We start from the raw sequence: 18,143 nt of genomic DNA on the forward strand, positions 1-18,143 counted from the left end.
CGAGTTACCATGGAAGACGTGCTCATCTGTCTCACGGCGTCGCATCGCAACGCCAGCTTCGATCTCCTGGAGCGACTGAGCATCGGCGCACCGACCGCCGCGAGCCGTCTCGTGACGGACTCCGACGTGCTGGACGGGGCCGTCGTCCTCGCCACGTGCAACCGCTTCGAGGCCTACCTCGACATCGCCGGCGACGACCGCGACTCCGCCGTCTCGGCCACCGTCGACGCCGTCGCCACCGCGAGCGACCTCGACCCCGCCGAGGTCCTCCGGTCCGTCAACGTGCTCGGCGGCAAGGACGTCGTGCAGCACCTCTTCGCCGTCTCGAGCGGCCTCGAGTCCGTCGTCGTCGGCGAGACCGAGATCTCCGGGCAGGTCCGCCGCTCGCTCGAGGACGCCCGCTCGAACGGCACCACCACCTCGGACCTCGAGCGGCTCTTCCAGGAAGCCGCGCACACCTCCCGCGGCGTCAAGACCCGCACCCGCATCGGCGCCGCCGGCCGGTCGCTCGTGCGGCTCGGCCTCGAGCTCGCGTCCTCCCGCGTGACCGACTGGGGCCGGACCCGGGTGCTCCTGATCGGCACCGGCAGCTACGCCGCGACGACCATCGCCGCCCTGCGCGACCGCGGCGCCGACACCATCCAGGTCTTCTCCCCCTCCGGCCGGGCGCCGTGGTTCGCCGCCAAGCACGACCTCGTCGCCGCACACGACCTCCGCCAGGCCATCGGTTCGAGCGACGTCGTGATCACCTGCACCTCGAGCGAGGTCCCGGTCGTCGAACCGGCCGACCTCGACGACGGCGTCCGGCGCATCGTCATCGACCTCGGACTCCCCCGCAACGTGGACCCCGACGCGGCCGCCGTCGACGGCGTCGAACTGCTCGACCTCGAGACCATCAGCATCCACGCCCCGATCGCCGAGCTGAACGCCGAGTCCGAGGCCCGCGCGATGGTCGAGGACGCCGTGTCCCGCTTCCGCGCCCAGGCCCTCGAGCAGTCGACGACGCCGGCGCTCGTGGCCTTCCGCAAGCACGTCTTCGACATCCTCGACGACGAGATCGACCGCGCGAAGCGTCGTGCGGACGGCGACGACGCCTCGGCCGAGCAGACCGAGCGCGCCCTGCGGCACCTCGTCGGCGTCCTGCTCCACCGTCCCTCGGTGCGCGCTCGCGAACTCGGTCGCGCCGGTCGCGGCGAGGAGTTCGTCGGGGCGCTCGACGCCCTCTTCGGTGTCCGTCCCGAGCCCGAGGCGGAACTGCCGTCGCCGGTGGTGCCGCTCGCGGAGCGCACCGCGCCCGAGCGGATCGAGCGCGACCGCACCGACGAGGCGGACGCGAGCTGAGCCTCCAGGGCCACCCCGCGACCCTGCGTGTCAGTGCGCTGCTGCTGGTGCGCGAACGCCGCGTGCTCATGGTGCGCGCGCGGATGCGCGACGTCCTGTACCTCCCCGGGGGCAAGGCGGAGCCGCACGAGAGCGACGTCGAGGCCGTCGTCCGCGAAGCCTTCGAGGAGACCGGCCTGCGGCTGACCGCCGACGACGTCGAGCCGTTCGGCACCGTCACCGAGCCGGCGCACGGGCAGGCCCCGGGCACGATGGTCGCGATGGCGCTGTTCCTGGTCCGTCCAGGAGGCGCGCTCGACTCCGCCACGCCGGTCGCCTCGGCAGAGGTGGACGAGGTCGAGTGGGTCACCTCCGCGGACGCGGACCGGTGCCCGCCGGCGGGCGTGGAGACGCTCCGCCGCCTCGTGGCGGCGGAGCTGATCGACTAGGTCAGACCTGGTCGCGGTCGGTGTAGTGCCCGACCTCGCCGTCCGGGGTGGGCTCGGCCTCGCCGGGGATGTCCGACTCGACGTACTCGCCCTCGCCGTCGCCACCCTCGGGACGGGTCTCGCCGGGGATGTCGCTCGAGACGAACTCGCCCGCGGGCTCGTTCGACGCCACGGGGGGCTCGCCCGGGATCTCGCTGTCCGTGAAGGACCCGGCACGGGGCTCGACGCCGTCCGACCGGCCCTCGTCGCCGCGTGCCTGTTCGTGCTTGCCTGCCATGTCGACCTCCGTTGCTCGTGCGTTGGCGCGTGCCCTGGAGTGTCCTCGGGGCGGCTGGGCGCCACCCGAGTCGTGTACCCCGGGGCGGTGGTTGCGTTGGCTCATGCAACGTCGCGCTGGTTCCCCACTGCTCGTCGCCGTCGGCATCGTCACCGTCGGTCTGCTCGCCGGCTGCTCGTCGGGCGGCGCCACGACCCCGTCGGCCACGACGACGGAGACCGTCACGGCGACACCGACATCGACACCGACGCCTTCGTCCGCGTCGTCCGGCTCGGCGTCGTCGCCGAGCACGTCGGGCGGCGCGTCGGGCGGATCGTCCGGTGGTTCCTCGGGTGCAGGGTCCTCGGGCGCTGGGTCCTCGGCGTGCGCCACGTCCTCGCTCGCCGGGAGCATCGAGGCCGGCAGCGGTGGCGCTGCCGGCAGCACGTACGTCCACCTCGTCCTGCGGAACACCGGGTCGTCGACGTGCACGCTGCAGGGCTGGCCGGGGGTGTCCTTCGTCGGCGACACGAACGGCACGCAGATCGGCAACGCGGCGACGCTCGACCGTGCGGCGCCCCACCCGACCGTCACGCTGGCGTCCGGGCAGAAGGCCGTGGCACCGCTCAAGGTCACGAACTCGGAGAACTACCCGGAGTCGACGTGCGACCCCACCTCGCCCGACGGCTTCCGGGTGTACCCGCCCGGGTCGAAGGAGTCCCTGTTCATCCCGTACACCGCGTTCGCCGCGTGCCGGTCGGAGGACGTGACGGAGCTCGACGTGCAGGCCTTCGTCCCCGCGGGGCAGGCCGCCGACTGACGTCTGCCACGATGGGACCGTGGTGGTGATCGCGGAGGAACGACCGGCCGGGGACGAACTCCTGGCGCTGTACCGCGACGTCGGGTGGACGGCGTACACGCGGGACTCGGAGACCCTCGTCGCCGCGGTCCTCGGGTCCCACCTCGTGCTGACCGCCCGGGACACGACGGGCTCGCTCGTCGGGCTGGTCCGGACCGTGTCCGACGGCGTGACGATCGTGTACGTGCAGGACGTCCTCGTCGCACCCGAGCACCACCGGGCCGGCATCGGCGGGGCCCTACTCGACGGCGTCCTCGAGCGGTACGCACACGTGCGCCAGACCGTGCTGACGACCGACGCCGAACCGGGGCAGCGGGCGTTCTACCAGTCGCGGGGCTTCGTCGAGGTGCACGACGTCGTGCCGACTCCGCTCCGCTCGTTCGTCCTGCTCCACTGACCGGAGTCGCTCAGGACTCCGGGTCGTCCATGAACGCGCGGACCTCCTGCGCGCACCGGCAGGCCGCTGCGAACCGGGCAGCCCACACCAGGGCGTCGTCGCGCGTCGGGACGTCGAGGATGCAGAAACCCCCGATGAAGGTGTCCTTGCCGGGGCGGACGGCCGGGTCGTGCACGGTGCCGTCGGTGTCGACCAGGGCACCGGTGTCGGGCGGGAGGAGTCCCCCGCCGAACACCCACACGCCGGCGGCCTTCGCGTCGCGCAGCACCGCGTGCGTCGCGTCGGAGACGGCCTGGAGGTCGGCCACGGGGAACACCATCGTGCCCTCGTCGAAGGAGATCAGGTACTCGGTCACGAGCGTGAGGGTACGCTCAGCGGGCCGCGGGCTCGTGCACGGTCTCGAGCACCTCGGTGCCCATCGTCCGCAGGGCGTCGATGACCGCCAGCCGCCGCTGCAGCGAGTCGTCGTCGAACGTCACCGTGACGGCGTAGCTCACCGACGACCCGGGCCCGCGCAGAATCCCGGCCTCGGCCCGCACGCCCGTGCTCGACCCGGTCGCCGAGACGACCTGCAACCCGTGGTCCAGTGCGCGGTGCGCGAGCGGGTCCAGCCCGAACGACCCCGCGACGAGGCTGAGGTCGGACGCGAGGGACAGCCATCCGAGCACCCGGTTCGACACCGCCTCGTCGACGACCTCGCCGAGTGCCAGGCCCCGCATGAGCCAGGCGAGCTCGCCCGTCGGCGCGACCGAGGCGTCCGGAGCGTCGTCCGGCCCGCGACGGTCCCGCACCCGGTCGATGAGGGCGGTCCGTTCGATCCCGAGCGACTCGGCGCGCTCGCGGACGGCGTCGATCCCGACGGTCGAGAGCAGCGCGTTCATCGCCCAGGCGTCCGCACCGGCACCGACGAGGGTCGCCAGGTCGGACACCTGCATGGTCGGCTCCTGCAGGAACTGCCAGAGCCCGGCACCGGTCGCCGTGTCGCGCGCCATGCGCTGCAGCCGGTCGCCGTGCAGCCCGCCGTCCTCGAGCCGCGCCGCGACCTCGACGAGGAGCAGCACGCGGCCGAGGCTCGCCACCGGTTGGACGAGCGTGTCGTCCACGGCCAGCAGGGCCTTGCCCGTCGAGGTGTCGATCACCGAGGCGCTGACGGACGCGCCGTCCCGTGCGATGGCGCCGAGCGCCTGCAGCGTCGCGGCGAACCGGTCGTCGGCACCACCGCGGTGCCGCCCGCGCGCACGCCCGTCGGCCCCGCCGGCGTGCTGCCGTCGCCGCGACCGGCGAGCCGCTCCCGGCTCCGACGACGGAGCCGCGTCCGGCTCGGCCATCACCAGATCGAGACGCGCTCGGCCGGGTCGAGGTACATCGCGTCCCGCTCGGTCACGCCGAAGGTGTCGTAGTAGACGTCGATGTTGCGGACCACCTGGTTGCAGCGGAACTCGGTCGGCGAGTGCGGGTCGATGCTCAGCAGACGGGCGGCTTCCTCCGGACGGATCGCCATCCGCCAGGCCTGCGCCCAGCTGAGGAAGAAGCGCTCGGCACCGGTGAGGCCGTCGACCACCGGTGGCTCCTGCCCGTCGAGGGACAGCAGGTACGCCTTCCACGCGATCGACAGCCCGCCGAGGTCGCCGATGTTCTCGCCGATCGTCAGGGCGCCGTTGACGTGGCCGTCCGGGACCTCGGTCGGGACGAGCGCGTCGTACTGCGCGATGAGCGCCTTGGTGCGCTCCTCGAACGCGGTGCGGTCCGCCTCGGTCCACCAGTTCTCGAGCCGGCCGTCGCCGTCGTACTGGGAGCCCTGGTCGTCGAAGCCGTGCCCGATCTCGTGCCCGATGACGGCACCGATCGCGCCGTAGTTCGCGGCGGCGTCACGCCCGGCCTCGAAGAACGGGAACTGCAGGATCGCCGCCGGGAACACGATCTCGTTGAACCCGGGGTTGTAGTACGCGTTGATCGTCTGCGGGGTCATGAACCACTCGTCGCGGTCGATCGGCCTGCCGATCTTGCCGAGCTCGCGGTCGACCTGGAAGCTCGCGACGGCACGGACGTTGCCGATGAGGTCGTCGGCGGACACCGGCAGCGCGGAGTAGTCCCGCCACTTGACCGGGTACCCGATCTTCGGCGTGAACTTGTCGAGCTTGTCGAGGGCCCGAGCACGCGTCTCGTCGGTCATCCAGTCGAGGGCGGTGATGCTCTGCCGGTAGGCCTCGACCAGGTTCGCGACGAGGTCGTCCATCGTCGCCTTCGAGGTCTCGTCGAAGTGCTCCTGCACGTAGATGCGGCCGACCGCCTCGCCCATGGCCCCCTCGACCAGCGAGACCCCGCGCTTCCAGCGCTCGCGCTGCTTGGGCGCACCGGTGAGCGCGGTGCCGTAGAACGAGAAGTTCGTCGCCGAGAAGGCGCTCGTCAGGTAGGCCGCGGAGGCGCGGATCACCTGCCAGCGCAGCCAGTCCTTCCAGACGTCCAACGGCTGGTCGCGGAGCAGCTCCGCGAGACCGGTCACGAACGACGGTTCGCGGACGACGACGGTCTCGAAGGCGCCGGCCGGTGCGTCGATCGCTTCCCACCAGAGGCGGAGGTCGATGCCGTCGGCGAGCGCCGCGACCTCGGCCCACGGCAGCTTGTTGTAGGTCTTCTGGCTGTCGCGGGTGGTGACGTTGTCCCAGTGCTTCGACGCCAGTGCGGTCTCGAGTGCGATGACGTGCTCGGTGCGGTCGCCGCCGTCCTCGAAGCCGGCGAGCGGGAACATCGCGGCGACGAACTCGCGGTACTTCGTGCGGATGTCCGCGAAGCGGTCCTCGCGGTAGTACGACTCGTCGGGCAGCCCGAGGCCGGACTGCTCGAGGAAGACCACGTAGGACTCCGGGTCGCCCGGGTCGTTGTCGACGAAGAGCTGCAGGAAGCTCGGCAGGCCGAGGCGCTCGAAGCGTCCGACCATGCGGATGACGTCGTCGACCGAGTCGACGGCGGCGATCTCGGCGAGCAGGGGCTCGATCGGCGCGGTGCCCAGGGCCTCGAGCCGGTCCTCGTCGGTGAAGGAGGTGAAGAGGTCGCCGACCTTGCGGTCCTCGGTGCCGGGCGCGGCCTGCTGGGAGCGCTCGATGATGTCCCGCACGGCGATCTCGGCGGCCTCGGCCAACACCGTGAACGAGCCGTACCGTGCCTTGTCGTCGGGGATCGGCGTCGATGCGATCCACGAGCCGTTCACGTGGCGGTACAGGTCGTCCTGCGGGCGGACCGCGGCGTCCAGCTCGTCGGTGTGGATCCCGGAGGTGCTTGCGACGTCGGTCATGCGGTCAACGATAGCCACCGTCGCCCTGATCGAGCGGTGTCAGCCACGGTGGGCACCCCGGCGCCCGAGTGCCCGCGCTCCCGCGAGCCCGCCGAGCCCCGCTGCGAGGAGCACCCCGGCGACGCCGAGCGGCACCGAGGGGTCCTCACCCGTGTACGCGAGCCGCCCGCCGGGCACGGCGGTGATCCGGCCCGCGGTGGCCTGCGGGGCGGCCCGGTGGTTGCCGGTGGAGACGCCGGGACCCGCGCCGGGACCGGGACCGTGCTCGGGTGCGGGGCGGACCGAGAGCCTCGGCAACACGAGTCGGAGCGCACCCTGCTCGACCCCCTGCACCCGCTGCCGGGCGACCACGACGTCCCCGGGCAGCGTCGCGCGCGGGACGACGAGTTCCCAGCCGCGACCGATCGCGGCGGTGATCGGTCGGCCGTCGGCACCGTCCACCGGCGTCCCGCTCGCGGTCTCGAGCGCCACCACGCCGCCGGGCTCGCCGGTGCCGGAGAGCCGCACGGAGCCGTCGGCGAGCTCCTCGACCGAGCCGGTGATCGCGATCGGCACGGTGACCAGGGCGTCCGTCGTCCCGATCGGTGTCCCGTCGTCGAACGTCGTGACCGTGATCCGGTGGAACCGCACGGTCTCGGGGAAGGGCAGCTCCGCGCGCCAGGTGGTGTCGGTCGAGGTGGTGGCGACGACCGGTTCGCCGTCGGCACCGAGGACCGGCCCGGACGCGTCCGCGAACCGGAGCGTCGTGCCGACCGGCGCCCGTCCGGCGAGGGTGGTGCGCCGGGTCTCGCGGGAGGCCGAGGCGGTGCCGACCTCGGCCGCTCCGGAGAGCTCGTACGAGTCCCGGCCGATGCCGTTGACCGTGCCGTCGAACACGCGCTCCACCACGATGTCGTGTCGGCCTGGTGCACGGTCGCGCAGGACCGCACGCCAGGGTGCACCGGCTTCGGCGGTGACGTCCGCGACGGGTTCGCCGTCGTCGGTGACGACGTAGCGTGCCGGACGGCTCACCCCGCTGCCCTCGAGCGTGATGGTGCGGGTGAACGGATCGATCGTCGGGACCCACGTCGGCGGGAGCAGCCCGAGCACCTCGACGGGCAGGTCGACCGTCTCGCCGGTCACCTGCGACGTCGCGTGCACCACGCGGGGCCCGGGGCCGACCCGGAGTCCGACGCTCCACACGCCGTCGCGGACCTCGGTCCAGACGGTGTCGGCGCCGTCGACCGCGATCGCGACGCTGCCGCCCGTGGGTCCGGTCCCGGTCAGCTCGACGCGTCCGGTGGCGTGCTCGATCGAGCGGACCTGCGCGGTGAAGTCCGCCGCGGGGGTCGTCCGCTCGTGGGCCGGCGCGGCGACGGCACCGCTCAGGCCGACGACGGGCGAGAACGCCACGGCGACCGCGGCGCACCAGGCGGCGATCCGCCGGAGTGGGGTGGATCGGACGGACTTCGACATGGGCAACGCTCCTCCTGTGGTACGTCACACACCATATACGTGTCGACGGACATCCTCGGCGAGATCGTCACGAGCGGTGGACTGCCGCTAGCGTCGACCCCATGGGACTTCCGTGGAAGCTGCACGGGGACGGCGCGACCGTCTCCGCGACGACGATCGTCGCGCCGGACGAGCGCCTCACCTGGGGCCGGACGATCGGCCTCGGCGTGCAGCACGTCGTGGCGATGTTCGGCGCGACCTTCCTCGTGCCGCTGCTCACCGGCTTCCCGCCGGCGACGACGCTGCTCTTCAGCGGCATCGGCACGATCCTGTTCCTGCTCATCACCGGCAACCGGCTGCCGAGCTACCTCGGGTCGTCCTTCGCGTTCATCGCCCCGATCGCCGCCGCGACGAAGATCGGCGGCATCCCGCTGGCGCTGTCCGGGATCATCGTCGTCGGGGTGCTCCTCGCGGCCGTCGGCGCCGTGGTGCACCTGGCTGGCGCCGGGTGGATCGACCGCCTCATGCCGCCGGTGGTCTCCGGCGCGATCGTGGCCCTCATCGGCTTCAACCTCGCTCCGGCCGCCCGCGACAACTTCACGAAGGCCCCGGTCGTCGCGGTGATCACCCTCGCCGCGATCATCCTCGTGACCGTGCTCTTCAAGGGGCTCATCGGGCGCCTGTCGATCGTCATCGGCGTGGTCGTCGGGTACGTGGCGGCACTGATCGCCGGCGAGGTCTCGTTCGACGCCGTCGGCAAGGCCGCCTGGATCGGCCTGCCCGAGTTCACCGCGCCCGCGTTCGACCCGTCGCAGCTCGCGATCTACCTGGCGTTCGTGCCGGTCGTCCTCGCGCTCATCGCCGAGAACGTCGGCCACGTGAAGGGCGTCGGACAGCTCACCGGTCGTGACCTCACCCCGCTCACCGGGCGAGCACTCTTCGCCGACGGCATCTCCACCGTCCTCGCGGGCGTCGGCGGTGGCTCGGCGACGACCACCTACGGCGAGAACATCGGCGTGATGGCCGCCACCCGGGTCTTCTCGACCGCGGCGTACTGGGTGGCCGCGATCGTGGCCGTCCTGCTCGGCCTCTCCCCCAAGGTGGGCGCCGTCATCTCGTCCGTCCCGCCGGGGGTCCTCGGCGGAGCGACCACCGCGCTCTACGGGCTCATCGGCGTCATCGGCATCCGGATCTGGGTCGAGAACCGCGTCGACTTCGCGAAGCCGAAGAACCAGCTGACCGCGGGCATCGCGCTCATCATCGGCATCGCCGACTTCACGTTCTCGTTCGGTCAGGCGAGCTTCGGCGGGATCATCCTCGGCACGGTCGCGGCGATCGTGGTCTACCACGTGATGGACCTCGTGGGCCGTGCCCGCGGGACCGACGAGGCAACGCCCGAGGCGCCGGAAGCGGCCCACGCCGCCACCGGCGGGGTCCCCGCCGAACCGCGCGCTGACTGACGCGGGTACCCGCCGGACGGGAGGCGCGGGTCGGCGCCGACCCGCACCTCCCGTCCGACCCGTCACCGGTCCGGGCGTGCGCGCACCACGCGTGGTCCGCATCGCCGCCAGAATGGGTCGGTGCCCGGACCGACGCGACCCGCAGTGACCACCGAGCGGCGCGCGGTCGACCGCGACATCGTCCGCCTCGCGGTGCCGGCGCTCGGTGCGCTCGTCGTCGAGCCGCTGTTCCTGCTGACCGACACCGCGCTCGTCGGGCACCTCGGTGCGACGCCCCTCGCTGCCGTCGGCCTCGCCGGCGCCGTCCTGCAGACCGTCACGGGGCTGCTCGTCTTCCTCGCGTACTCGACGACCCCGGCCGTGGCCCGCGCGCTCGGCGGAGGCGATCGACGCGGGGCCGTGCACGCCGGCATCGACGGGATGTGGCTCGCGCTCGTGCTGGGCGTGGTCCTCGCGCTCGTGGGCTGGCCGCTCGCCGGACCGCTGGTCGACCTGTTCGGCGCGTCGGCCGACGTGTCGGCGGCGGCGACCGCCTACCTGACGGTGTCGCTCATCGGGCTGCCCGGGATCCTGGTCGTCACCGCCTCGACCGGGTTGCTCCGCGGACTGCAGGACACGAGGACGCCGCTCGTCGTCGCCACCGTCGGGTTCGTCGCGAACGGGCTGCTCAACGCCGCCCTCATCTACGGCGCCGGCTGGGGTGTCGAGGGGTCGGCCGCCGGCACCGTCATCGTGCAGTGGGCGATGGCGATCGTCTACGTCCGGATCGCGGTCCGCGCGGCGCGGGCCTCGGGGGCACCGCTGCGGCCGGGCGCCTCGGGTGTCGCGCGGGCGCTCCGGTCCGGTGCCTGGCTGTTCCTGCGGACGGCCTCGCTGCGTGTGGCGATGCTCGCGACGGTCGGCGCCGCCGCGGGGCTCGGGACGACCGGGCTCGCGACCACCCAGGTCGGGTTGACCGTGTTCTCCACCCTGGCGTTCGCGCTCGACGCCCTGGCGATCGCCGGGCAGGCACTCGTCGGACACGGGCTCGGGGCACGGGACCCGGCGCGGGTGCGGCTGGTGACGCGGCGGCTCGTCCTGCTCGGGATCGCCGGCGGTGTGCTGCTCGGGATGCTGACCCTCGCCGTGAGCGGGGTGCTCGGGCCGGTGTTCTCCGACTCGTCCGCCGTGCGTGGCGCGCTGCCCGTCGTCCTCGTGCTCATCGCCGTGGGGATGCCGGTCGCGGGCTACGTGTTCGTGCTCGACGGGGTGCTGATCGGCGCCGGGGACGCGCGGTACCTGGCGATCGCGGGTGGGGTGAACCTCGTGGTGTACCTGCCCCTGCTCTGGTGGGCGGGTGGGACCCTCGCGGGGCTGTGGGCCGCGTTCGCGCTCGGGTACATCGGGGTGCGGGCGGTGACGCTCGGGGTGCGGGCACACCGGCGCGGGTGGGTCGAACAGGCGTTGGCGCGGTGAGCGTGCGTCCGGCTCCCGCTCCGGCCGCGGCCTCGTCCGTCGCGTCGTCGGCCGCGCTCGCCACCGTCGGCATCGGGGTGCAGGGCGTCGCGAAGCTGCTCGTGACCGTCGTCGTCGGTCGGGTGTTCGGCACCGAGACCCTCGGGCAGACCACCGCGCTCCTGTCGCTCTCCGTCTTCGCCGCGCTGCTCTGGCCGAACGCCGCCGGCAACACGGCATCGCGGTACCTGGCGATCGCGCTGCGCGGACGACGCTCCGACGCCGCGGTGAACCGGCTGCTCGGGCTGTCCATGCTCGTCTCGACCCTGGTGCTCGCCGCCGTCACCGTGCCGATCGCCCTCGCGTGGGGCAACGGCCCGGGCACGGTCCTCGGCGGCGTCGCGGTCGTCGTCGGGTACGGGCTGTACTGCTACGCCCGCGGAGCGCAGCTCGGGTACGGCCGTGCTCCGAAGGTCGCGCTGTGGGACGGCGTGACGAGCGTGCTCGCGCTCGGGCTGCTCGTGCTCGCCTGCGTTGCCCGGCTCGAGCCGTTCGTGCTGCTGCCGCTCGCGATCGGGTACACCGTCTTCGCCGTCGCCTGCTGGCCGCGGGGGAACGGGTTCGGGCCTGCTGCTCGCGAACCCGTCGGCGGGGTGCTCGGGTTCGCGGGGTGGAACGTGCTCGCGGTGGTGACATCGAACGGGTTGCTCCAGCTGACGATGATCTCTGCGCAGGTCACCGTCTCCGCCCACGACGCCGGCGTCTACGCGGCCGCGTTCACCCTGGCGACCCCCGCGTCGATGCTCGGGCAGGCGCTGGGGCAGGTGCTCGTGCCGGCGTTCGCCCACCGGACGGACGGCGGGTCGCTCCGGTCCCGCGGGGCCGTCCTGTTGGTGGTCGGCTTCGCTGCCGGCACCGCCGTGGTGTTCGGCCTCGTGGCGCTGCTCGCCGGGTGGTTCCTGCCGATCGTCTACCCGGCCGAGGGCGCTGCGGCCGTGGCGGACCTGCGGTACCTGATGGTCGGAGTGTGGGTGTTCACCGTCGGGCTCGTGCCGGCGGCGCTGTTGCTGGCGGCGGGGCGGTCGCGGCAGGTGGCGCTGGCGTCGGTGGCCGGGTTCGTCGTCGGGGCGGTGCTCATGGCGGTGCTCGGGCCGGTCGCGGGGGTGGCCGGGGGGACGACGGGGTTCCTCGTGGGGAGTGCGGTGAACCTCGTGGCGGTGGTGGGGCTCGGGATGCGTCGAGGGAGCCCGTAACCTGCCGTCGGCGACTCGTACCGTGGGACGATGGACCTCGAGCGAATCTGGCCGCTGTTCGGATTGCGGCTCACCACTCCGCGGCTGGAGCTCCGGCCGCTGCGCGATGACGACCTCCCGGGCCTCGTCGACGCAGCCCTGTCCGGCGTGCACGATCCCGCTCGCATGCCGTTCGGTGTCCCGTGGACGGACGCCGAACCGGACGCCCTGGCTCGTTCACTGGCGCAGTACCACTGGAAGCTCCGGTCCGGGGTGACCAGCACTGCGTGGGGCGTGAGCTTCACGGTGCTCCACGACGGCACACCCATCGGCGTGCAAGAGCTCCACGGCCGACGCTTCGAGGCGCGGAAGACCGTCGAGAGCGGTTCTTGGCTCGCGCGGCCTCATCAGGGCCTCGGATTCGGCACGGAGATGCGAGCTGCGCTCCTGCTGTTCGCGTTCGACCATCTCGGTGCCGAATGGGCGGAGTCGAGCGCGGCGGCGTGGAACCACCCGTCGCTGCAGGTCTCGGAGAAGCTCGGCTACCTGATGAACGGTGTGACTCGTGCGCAGACCCGCGACGACGAAGTCGTGGACGAAGTCCGGGTCCGGCTGAAGCGGGACGACTTCGTCCGCCCGCACTGGACGCTGCGGACTACGGGGACCGAAGCCGCGATGGAACTGCTGCGGTAGCCGTCCGCTCGGACGACGGAGGCACGGCCGGCGAGCCGGAGGTCCACTCGCGGGCCTACGAGCCGGCGGTCTCGATCATCGCGAACACGTGTGGGGCACTCCAGCGCAGGAGCGCCTCGGAGGGCGGTGCTTCGAGGTCCTCGCCCCAGATCGCGACGGCCGCCCCGGACATCGGACCCGCCAGACGCGCGCCCGAGTCCCCGTCCCAGGCCCGGAGCGACCAGTTCTCGCGGAGATCGGCGACGGTGTACTCACTGTCGGCCGCATCGAGGTCCGTCGGCACCTCGTACAGGTAGTACGAGTCGTAGTTCAGCAGGTCGATCCCGGCCGCGTACAGGTCGTTCGCACCCGCCCGGCGCTCGCGGCGCTCGCGGCGTTCCGCCGCGTCCTCGGTGTCGCCGTCGAAGCTCCAGTAGGTGACGTGGATACGCGGATCCAGTCGCCCGATCGCAGCCCGGTCGATCCCGTCGTTCCACGCCCACACCGCACGGTTGCCGACGGCGGACGCCATCGTGTTCAACCACCGGACGCGTTCGTCGGCGGTGACGTCGCCGCCCCACTCGTCGCCGCCGATGTGGACGGTGCGGCTCGACGGGAAGGTCCGCGTGACCTCCTGCAGAAGTCGTGCGGCCAACGCGGAGCTCCCGGGCACCGACGTGTCGAGTTCGCTCTCGCCCGAACGGATCCGGTCCACCCACTTCTTGCCGTGTCCGGCCTCGAGGAGGGCGAACGCCGCAGCCATGTGGCCGGGGGTGTCGATCTCGGGAACGATCGCGATGCCTCGTTGCGCGGCGTACCGGGAGATCTCTCGCGCTTGCGCCGCGCTGAGGAACGGCCGACCGGTGATCCGACTCGTGTAGACGCCGTCCCGGAGATCGGCGTTCGCGAGGGTCTGGCCGAGGACCTCGCTCTCGATGCCGACGTTCTGGTCGTCGGTGAGGTGGAGGTGCAGGAAGCGACCACCGTGATCAGCGAGGAGCGCGATGTACTGCTCGATCAGCGCCACCGGGTAGTAGGCACGAGCCACGTCGAGCATCACGCCGGTGTCGGGACGTGCCCGGGTCGCGCGGGCAGTGGTGACGCTCGTGGCCGAGGTGCCGCACTTCGACAGGGAGAACGCTCCCGTGCACGCGAGGACCGCGTACTTCCCGGCCGGCGCACGAGGAGGCGCGGTGTGCGTCGCGTGGATCGTCGCGCTCGCACCGGCAGCGAGTGACTGCACCGAGACGTGTCCGAGCGTGTACCGCTTGCTCCCGGCCGCCAGGGAGAGCCACGCGTCGGCTGCCGGCTTGCGCGCCACCGAGGTGTTCTTGACCGTCAGCGTCGTGCGCACCGTGGTGCGTGTCGACGTGGTGGTGCTGCTCGCGGTGACCTTGGTGACCACCAGCCGCGGAGCTCCGGACGCATCAGCAGTGCCCGCCGATCCGCCGATCGCGTCCGCTCCGATCACGACTGCCGCCGACATCGCGATCACCAGGCCGACGGCGATGCTGCGCTTCACGCGCGACCCCGAGGCTGCCGTCGTCCTCGCATCCGGATCGCGTCTCCCGAGCCCCACAGCACCCCACCCTCGAACCGCTCCGGCGCGGACGGTCCGAGCAGGATCGCACGATCGTACTGGACGCCGTCCCCTGCGACGAGGCTGGCCCGGCACGACGGGTCGCACCCTAGGGTGATCGGGTGTCTTCCCCCGCCGAGGCCCCCGGTCCCACGACCACGACCACGACTGAGACCGAGACGACGGGCACACGCCGGACCCTGCTCGCCGTCCTCCCGTTGACGACGGCGTGGGCGGGAGCGGCGGCCGTCGTGGTCGTGCCGACCGCGAGCGTGGTGGTGGGTGCCGTCGTCGAGCGCTCCCCCGCCGCGTTGCCGTTCATCCTCATCATGACGCCGGCGATGATCGGCGGGGCGGCGGCGGTGTTCGTGTTCGGACTCGCCGCGGGCGCACTCGCGGGTCTGCCCGACCGGTGGCTGGGTCGACGCCGTCCGAGCGTCACCGGCGACGTGGCCGCCGTGATGATCCTGACGCTGCTCGTGGCGGGGACGTCGGGTCTCGCCCAACTGCTCGTGCCGTACCTGTTCCCGTGGCCCGTGACGGCTCAGGTGATCGGTGTGGCAGCCGTGACGGCCGTGTCGACGCTGCTCGTCGTCGCTGCCCACCGCAGACGCGAACGTCGGCGGCACGACCTCCGATCGACTGCTGCAGCGCAGCCGACGACCGAGGTGCGACGCTAGCGCGCTCGTCCCCGCCGGAGTGCGACCAGTCCGGCGATGCCCAGGACGAGGCCCACGACACCGCACAGCATCCCGCCGAAGTACACCGCCGCAGCGCCGAAGTTCACGCCGCCTCCGATCGGACTGAGGATCACCCAGACCGACCCGACGGCCGTCGCGACGAAGCCGATCCCGAGGACGACGACCCCCGTCGTCACGAGTCTCCGGCCGTCAGTCACGGTCGGCTTCGCGGTCTGCTTCGCGGGCTGCACGCTTGGCAGCGCGTCGTGCTCGCGCCTCGGCGTCCTGTTGCTCCTGGAGCGGGCTCTTCTGCATCGATCCCCGCGCTGCGAGCACGATCATCACGACGACCAGCACGAGCACGACCGGGACCAGGAAGGTCAAGAACACGCAGCGCCCCCATCGGTCACGAGGCTCTCGGTCGAGCCTCGTGTGCATCGTAGCCCGCGGGACACCTCAGTGCCGGCTCCCGTCCGCCGGCCCCTCCGCCCGCGGCGGCCCCGTCGTGTCCCCGATGCGGAGCTCCGAGCGGAACGCCGCCGGCTGGGGCTCGGCCCCTTCGAGCATCGCCAGGGCAGCACGGGCCGCCGCCTGCCCCTTCTGCACGAACGGCTGCACGAGCGTGGTCAGCTGCCGGATGCGCGTGCGGTGGAACAGGCTGTCGTCCACGGTGATGCCGTCGAACCCGACGACGCTGACGTCCTCGGGCACACGGAGTCCGGCGTCGAGGGCGGCCGAGATCACCCCGACGGCGAGGACGTCGCTCTGCGCGATGACCGCGGTCGGCCGGGGCCCGTCGGGGGCGAAGAGCGCGGTGCCGGCGATCCGGCCTTCCTCGACCGAGCTGCCGGCAGCCTCGATCGCGACCGAGTCGGGGTAGACCCCACGGACCCCGCGCAGGCGTTCGAGGGACGTGAAGGCGATGCCAGCGGCCTCGCGCTCGGCGTCGATCGGCCCGCGGCGGTGCGCACCGTCGAGCGGCAGCGACACGATGGTGACCGCCTCATGTCCGAGGTCGCGCAGGAATGCTGCCGCGCGGCGGGCGGCCTCGCGGTTGTCGAGCTGGATCGGCACCGCACCCTCGATGTCGTCCGCCTCGATCGCGACGACGGGGATCTGCCGACGCCGGAGCACGGCGACCGCGGGGTCGATCCGCACGTTGCACCCGACGAGGACGACGGCGTCCATGGGGGCGTCGACGAGGGGGACGGCGCCCTGTTCGTCGTCGAGGGGGCTCCGGACGAGCAGCAGCGAGGCACCGGCGGCACCGGCCACCTCGGCGATGCCGTCGAGCGTCAGGACGTTCACCGGGTCGCGGAAGGCATCGCTCAGCCGTTCGTCCATGACGACGCCGATGACGCCGGAGCGACCGCGGCGCAGCGAACGGGCACGCGGATCGGGGCCGCCGTAACCGAGCTCGGCAGCAGCGGCCAGCACGCGGGCCTTGGCGTCCTCGGAGACCGGGCCGCTGCCGCTGAACGCGAGCGAGGCCGTCGAGGGCGCGACCCCGGCAGCGCGGGCCACCGCGGTGAGGGTCGGACGTCGGGGGCGGACCGGGACGGGACCGGCCGGGACCGCCCTGGCGCGCGGGGCATCGGCGGCGTCCTCGCGGTGGTGCTCCGTCCGCGACGCGCCGGGTCCTGTTGCCGGTTCGTCCATCGCCCGTTAGCGTAGCCGGAAACAGCGGTCGAATCGATTCGACCGAGCCGCGACACGCACGGCAGCACAGCAGCGAAGCACGATGGGACCACCATGACGACGACGTCCGCCCGCACCACACCCTCGACACGGGCCTGGATCACCGCGGTGTTCGTCGTGTTCACCCTGTCCGGCCTCGACATCGCGACCTGGCTCGGCCGGATCCCGAGCGTCCGCGACTCCCTCGGAGCGAGCACCTTCGAGATGGGCCTGCTCGTGCTCGGCATGGCGGTCGGCTCGATCGGCGGCCTGACCTTCGCCGGGCACATCGTCGCGAAGCTCGGGGCTCGCCGCGGCGTCCAGGTGGCCGCAGCGTGCCTGGCCCTCGGGATGGTCTTCGCCGGACTGGCGGTGAGCCTCGGGTGGGGCTTCGCCGCCATCTGGATCGCGCTCATCGCGTTCGGGTTCGGCAACGGCCTGTGCGACGTGTCGATGAACGTGTCCGGCGCCGCGGCGGAGAAGGCCGGCGGCCGCACGATCATGCCGCTGTTCCACGCCGCGTTCAGCCTCGGCACGCTCGCCGGTGCCGGCCTCGGAGCCCTCGCCGAGGCGCTCGAGGTCCCGGTCGCGTGGCACTTCATCGTCCTCGTCGTCGTCACGAGTGCCGCGATGCTCGTCGCCGTCACGCACTTCCAGGACGAGCACCGCTTCGAGGAGCACGTCGCCACGGACACCAGCCCGGTGCCGACGCCGGTCAGCCGCTGGCAGGTCTGGGCCCAGCCGTCGACCCTGCTCATCGGCGTGATCGTGCTCGGCATGGCCCTGGCCGAGGGCTCGGCGAACGACTGGCTGCCGCTGGCCATGATCGACGGGCACGGCCTCGACAACGCCGCGGGCGCCGCCGTCCTCACGGTGTTCCTCGCCGCCATGACCGTCGGCCGGGTGGCCGGCAGTCCGCTCATCGACCGGTTCGGGCGGGTGCCGATCCTCCGCATCAGCGCCGCCGTCGCGGTCGTCGGCCTCGGCATGCTCATCTTCATCGACAACGTGCCGCTCGCCATCGTCGGGGTCGTGCTGTGGGGTCTCGGGGCGAGCCTCGGCTTCCCGATGGGCATGTCCGCCGCGGCCGACGACCCCCGGACCGCCGCCGCTCGGGTCAGCGCCGTGGCGACGATCGGGTACGTGGCGTTCCTCGCGGGACCGCCGCTCATCGGGTTCCTCGGCGAGCACGTGGGGCTGCTCGGTGCGCTCCTGGTGGTCTTCGTGTTCATCATCGCGGCGGGACTCGCGTCGGGCGCTGCCCGTGAGCGCGGCGCCGCCGCCCGGCCGACCCGCCGTGGCGGCGACGTGGACGGCGGGGGCGAGCCGCGCCTCCAGGCCCAGCGCGCCGACGCGGCCACGAGCGCCGACAGCACCACGGGCGGTCGGGACGCCGGTTAGG

19 protein-coding genes are annotated in these 18,143 nt (G+C 72.8%); 10 read left to right on the forward strand and 9 right to left on the reverse strand.

The window, feature by feature from the left end; genetic code table 11:
• Window positions 1-18 precede the first annotated feature (18 nt).
• Both HWD93_RS01250 and HWD93_RS01255 read left to right on the forward strand, forming a co-directional pair.
• The gene (locus HWD93_RS01250) at window positions 19-1,341 is read left to right on the forward strand and encodes a glutamyl-tRNA reductase (protein ID WP_261645795.1); all 1,323 of its coding nucleotides are present in this window, start codon (window positions 19-21) and stop codon (window positions 1,339-1,341) included.
• Between the two features lie 23 nt (window positions 1,342-1,364).
• The gene (locus tag HWD93_RS01255) at window positions 1,365-1,769 is read left to right on the forward strand and encodes an NUDIX domain-containing protein (protein ID WP_261645916.1); all 405 of its coding nucleotides are present in this window, start codon (window positions 1,365-1,367) and stop codon (window positions 1,767-1,769) included.
• A gap of 1 nt (window position 1,770) precedes the next feature.
• Here the strand turns inward: HWD93_RS01255 and HWD93_RS01260 are convergent, their stop codons facing one another.
• Entirely contained in the window at window positions 1,771-2,046 is a 276-nt protein-coding gene (locus tag HWD93_RS01260) for a hypothetical protein (protein WP_071294322.1), read from the reverse strand.
• Between the two features lie 103 nt (window positions 2,047-2,149).
• Here HWD93_RS01260 and HWD93_RS01265 point away from each other — a divergent pair, with 103 nt between their 5' ends.
• Window positions 2,150-2,845: a DUF4232 domain-containing protein gene (locus HWD93_RS01265; RefSeq protein ID WP_261645796.1), complete on the forward strand. Its 696-nt coding sequence runs from the start codon at window positions 2,150-2,152 to the stop codon at window positions 2,843-2,845.
• A 19-nt stretch (window positions 2,846-2,864) separates the two neighbouring features.
• Complete coding sequence (locus HWD93_RS01270) at window positions 2,865-3,281, forward strand: GNAT family N-acetyltransferase (protein ID WP_261645797.1); 417 nt, start codon at window positions 2,865-2,867, stop codon at window positions 3,279-3,281.
• 10 nt (window positions 3,282-3,291) lie between these two features.
• Here the strand turns inward: HWD93_RS01270 and HWD93_RS01275 are convergent, their stop codons facing one another.
• Genes HWD93_RS01275 through HWD93_RS01290 form a run of 4 tightly spaced genes read right to left on the reverse strand, consistent with a single transcriptional unit; the run spans window position 3,292 to window position 8,028 of the window.
• A complete protein-coding gene (locus HWD93_RS01275) occupies window positions 3,292-3,636 on the reverse strand; it encodes a YciI family protein (protein WP_261645798.1) in 345 nt (114 codons plus the stop codon).
• A 16-nt stretch (window positions 3,637-3,652) separates the two neighbouring features.
• Complete coding sequence (locus HWD93_RS01280; RefSeq protein ID WP_071294319.1) at window positions 3,653-4,609, reverse strand: serine hydrolase; 957 nt, start codon at window positions 4,607-4,609, stop codon at window positions 3,653-3,655.
• Window positions 4,609-6,573 (reverse strand): M13 family metallopeptidase, encoded by a 1,965-nt coding sequence (locus HWD93_RS01285; protein ID WP_261645799.1) that lies wholly within the window; start codon window positions 6,571-6,573, stop codon window positions 4,609-4,611. Before HWD93_RS01285 ends, HWD93_RS01280 begins: the two co-directional genes overlap by 1 nt.
• 39 nt (window positions 6,574-6,612) lie before the next feature.
• On the reverse strand, window positions 6,613-8,028 hold the full coding sequence (locus HWD93_RS01290; RefSeq protein WP_261645800.1) for a hypothetical protein: 1,416 nt from the start codon (window positions 8,026-8,028) through the stop codon (window positions 6,613-6,615).
• A gap of 101 nt (window positions 8,029-8,129) precedes the next feature.
• On the opposite strand from HWD93_RS01290, the gene HWD93_RS01295 reads away from it, so the two are divergent.
• The 4 genes from HWD93_RS01295 to HWD93_RS01310 all read left to right on the forward strand — a co-directional run bounded on the left by HWD93_RS01295 (window position 8,130) and on the right by HWD93_RS01310 (window position 12,826).
• Window positions 8,130-9,467: a uracil-xanthine permease family protein gene (locus tag HWD93_RS01295; protein WP_071294316.1), complete on the forward strand. Its 1,338-nt coding sequence runs from the start codon at window positions 8,130-8,132 to the stop codon at window positions 9,465-9,467.
• A 144-nt stretch (window positions 9,468-9,611) separates the two neighbouring features.
• Window positions 9,612-10,922, forward strand: a complete 1,311-nt coding sequence (locus tag HWD93_RS01300; RefSeq protein WP_261645801.1) for an MATE family efflux transporter — start codon at window positions 9,612-9,614, stop codon at window positions 10,920-10,922.
• A complete protein-coding gene (locus HWD93_RS01305; protein WP_261645802.1) occupies window positions 10,919-12,154 on the forward strand; it encodes a lipopolysaccharide biosynthesis protein in 1,236 nt (411 codons plus the stop codon). The genes HWD93_RS01300 and HWD93_RS01305 overlap by 4 nt, the downstream gene beginning before the upstream one ends.
• Window positions 12,155-12,184: 30 nt before the next feature.
• Entirely contained in the window at window positions 12,185-12,826 is a 642-nt protein-coding gene (locus tag HWD93_RS01310) for a GNAT family N-acetyltransferase (RefSeq protein ID WP_261645803.1), read from the forward strand.
• A gap of 55 nt (window positions 12,827-12,881) precedes the next feature.
• Here HWD93_RS01310 and HWD93_RS01315 read toward each other — a convergent pair whose 3' ends face one another.
• On the reverse strand, window positions 12,882-14,327 hold the full coding sequence (locus tag HWD93_RS01315; RefSeq protein WP_261645804.1) for a family 20 glycosylhydrolase: 1,446 nt from the start codon (window positions 14,325-14,327) through the stop codon (window positions 12,882-12,884).
• Window positions 14,328-14,506: 179 nt separating this feature from the next.
• On the opposite strand from HWD93_RS01315, the gene HWD93_RS01320 reads away from it, so the two are divergent.
• The gene (locus HWD93_RS01320; RefSeq protein WP_261645805.1) at window positions 14,507-15,064 is read left to right on the forward strand and encodes a hypothetical protein; all 558 of its coding nucleotides are present in this window, start codon (window positions 14,507-14,509) and stop codon (window positions 15,062-15,064) included.
• Here HWD93_RS01320 and HWD93_RS01325 read toward each other — a convergent pair.
• The 3 genes from HWD93_RS01325 to HWD93_RS01335 all read right to left on the reverse strand — a co-directional run bounded on the left by HWD93_RS01325 (window position 15,061) and on the right by HWD93_RS01335 (window position 16,723).
• A complete protein-coding gene (locus HWD93_RS01325; RefSeq protein ID WP_139199237.1) occupies window positions 15,061-15,282 on the reverse strand; it encodes a hypothetical protein in 222 nt (73 codons plus the stop codon). The genes HWD93_RS01320 and HWD93_RS01325 overlap by 4 nt on opposite strands.
• Entirely contained in the window at window positions 15,275-15,454 is a 180-nt protein-coding gene (locus HWD93_RS01330; protein WP_156794799.1) for a hypothetical protein, read from the reverse strand. Before HWD93_RS01330 ends, HWD93_RS01325 begins: the two co-directional genes overlap by 8 nt.
• A gap of 66 nt (window positions 15,455-15,520) precedes the next feature.
• Window positions 15,521-16,723, reverse strand: a complete 1,203-nt coding sequence (locus HWD93_RS01335) for a LacI family DNA-binding transcriptional regulator (protein WP_261645806.1) — start codon at window positions 16,721-16,723, stop codon at window positions 15,521-15,523.
• A 93-nt stretch (window positions 16,724-16,816) separates the two neighbouring features.
• Between HWD93_RS01335 and HWD93_RS01340 the strand changes: the two genes are divergently transcribed.
• On the forward strand, window positions 16,817-18,142 hold the full coding sequence (locus tag HWD93_RS01340; protein ID WP_254791785.1) for an MFS transporter: 1,326 nt from the start codon (window positions 16,817-16,819) through the stop codon (window positions 18,140-18,142).
• Window position 18,143 lies beyond the last annotated feature (1 nt).

Origin of the sequence: Curtobacterium sp. C2H10 (genome assembly GCF_025407985.1) — a bacterium.
Lineage (GTDB): Bacteria > Actinomycetota > Actinomycetes > Actinomycetales > Microbacteriaceae > Curtobacterium.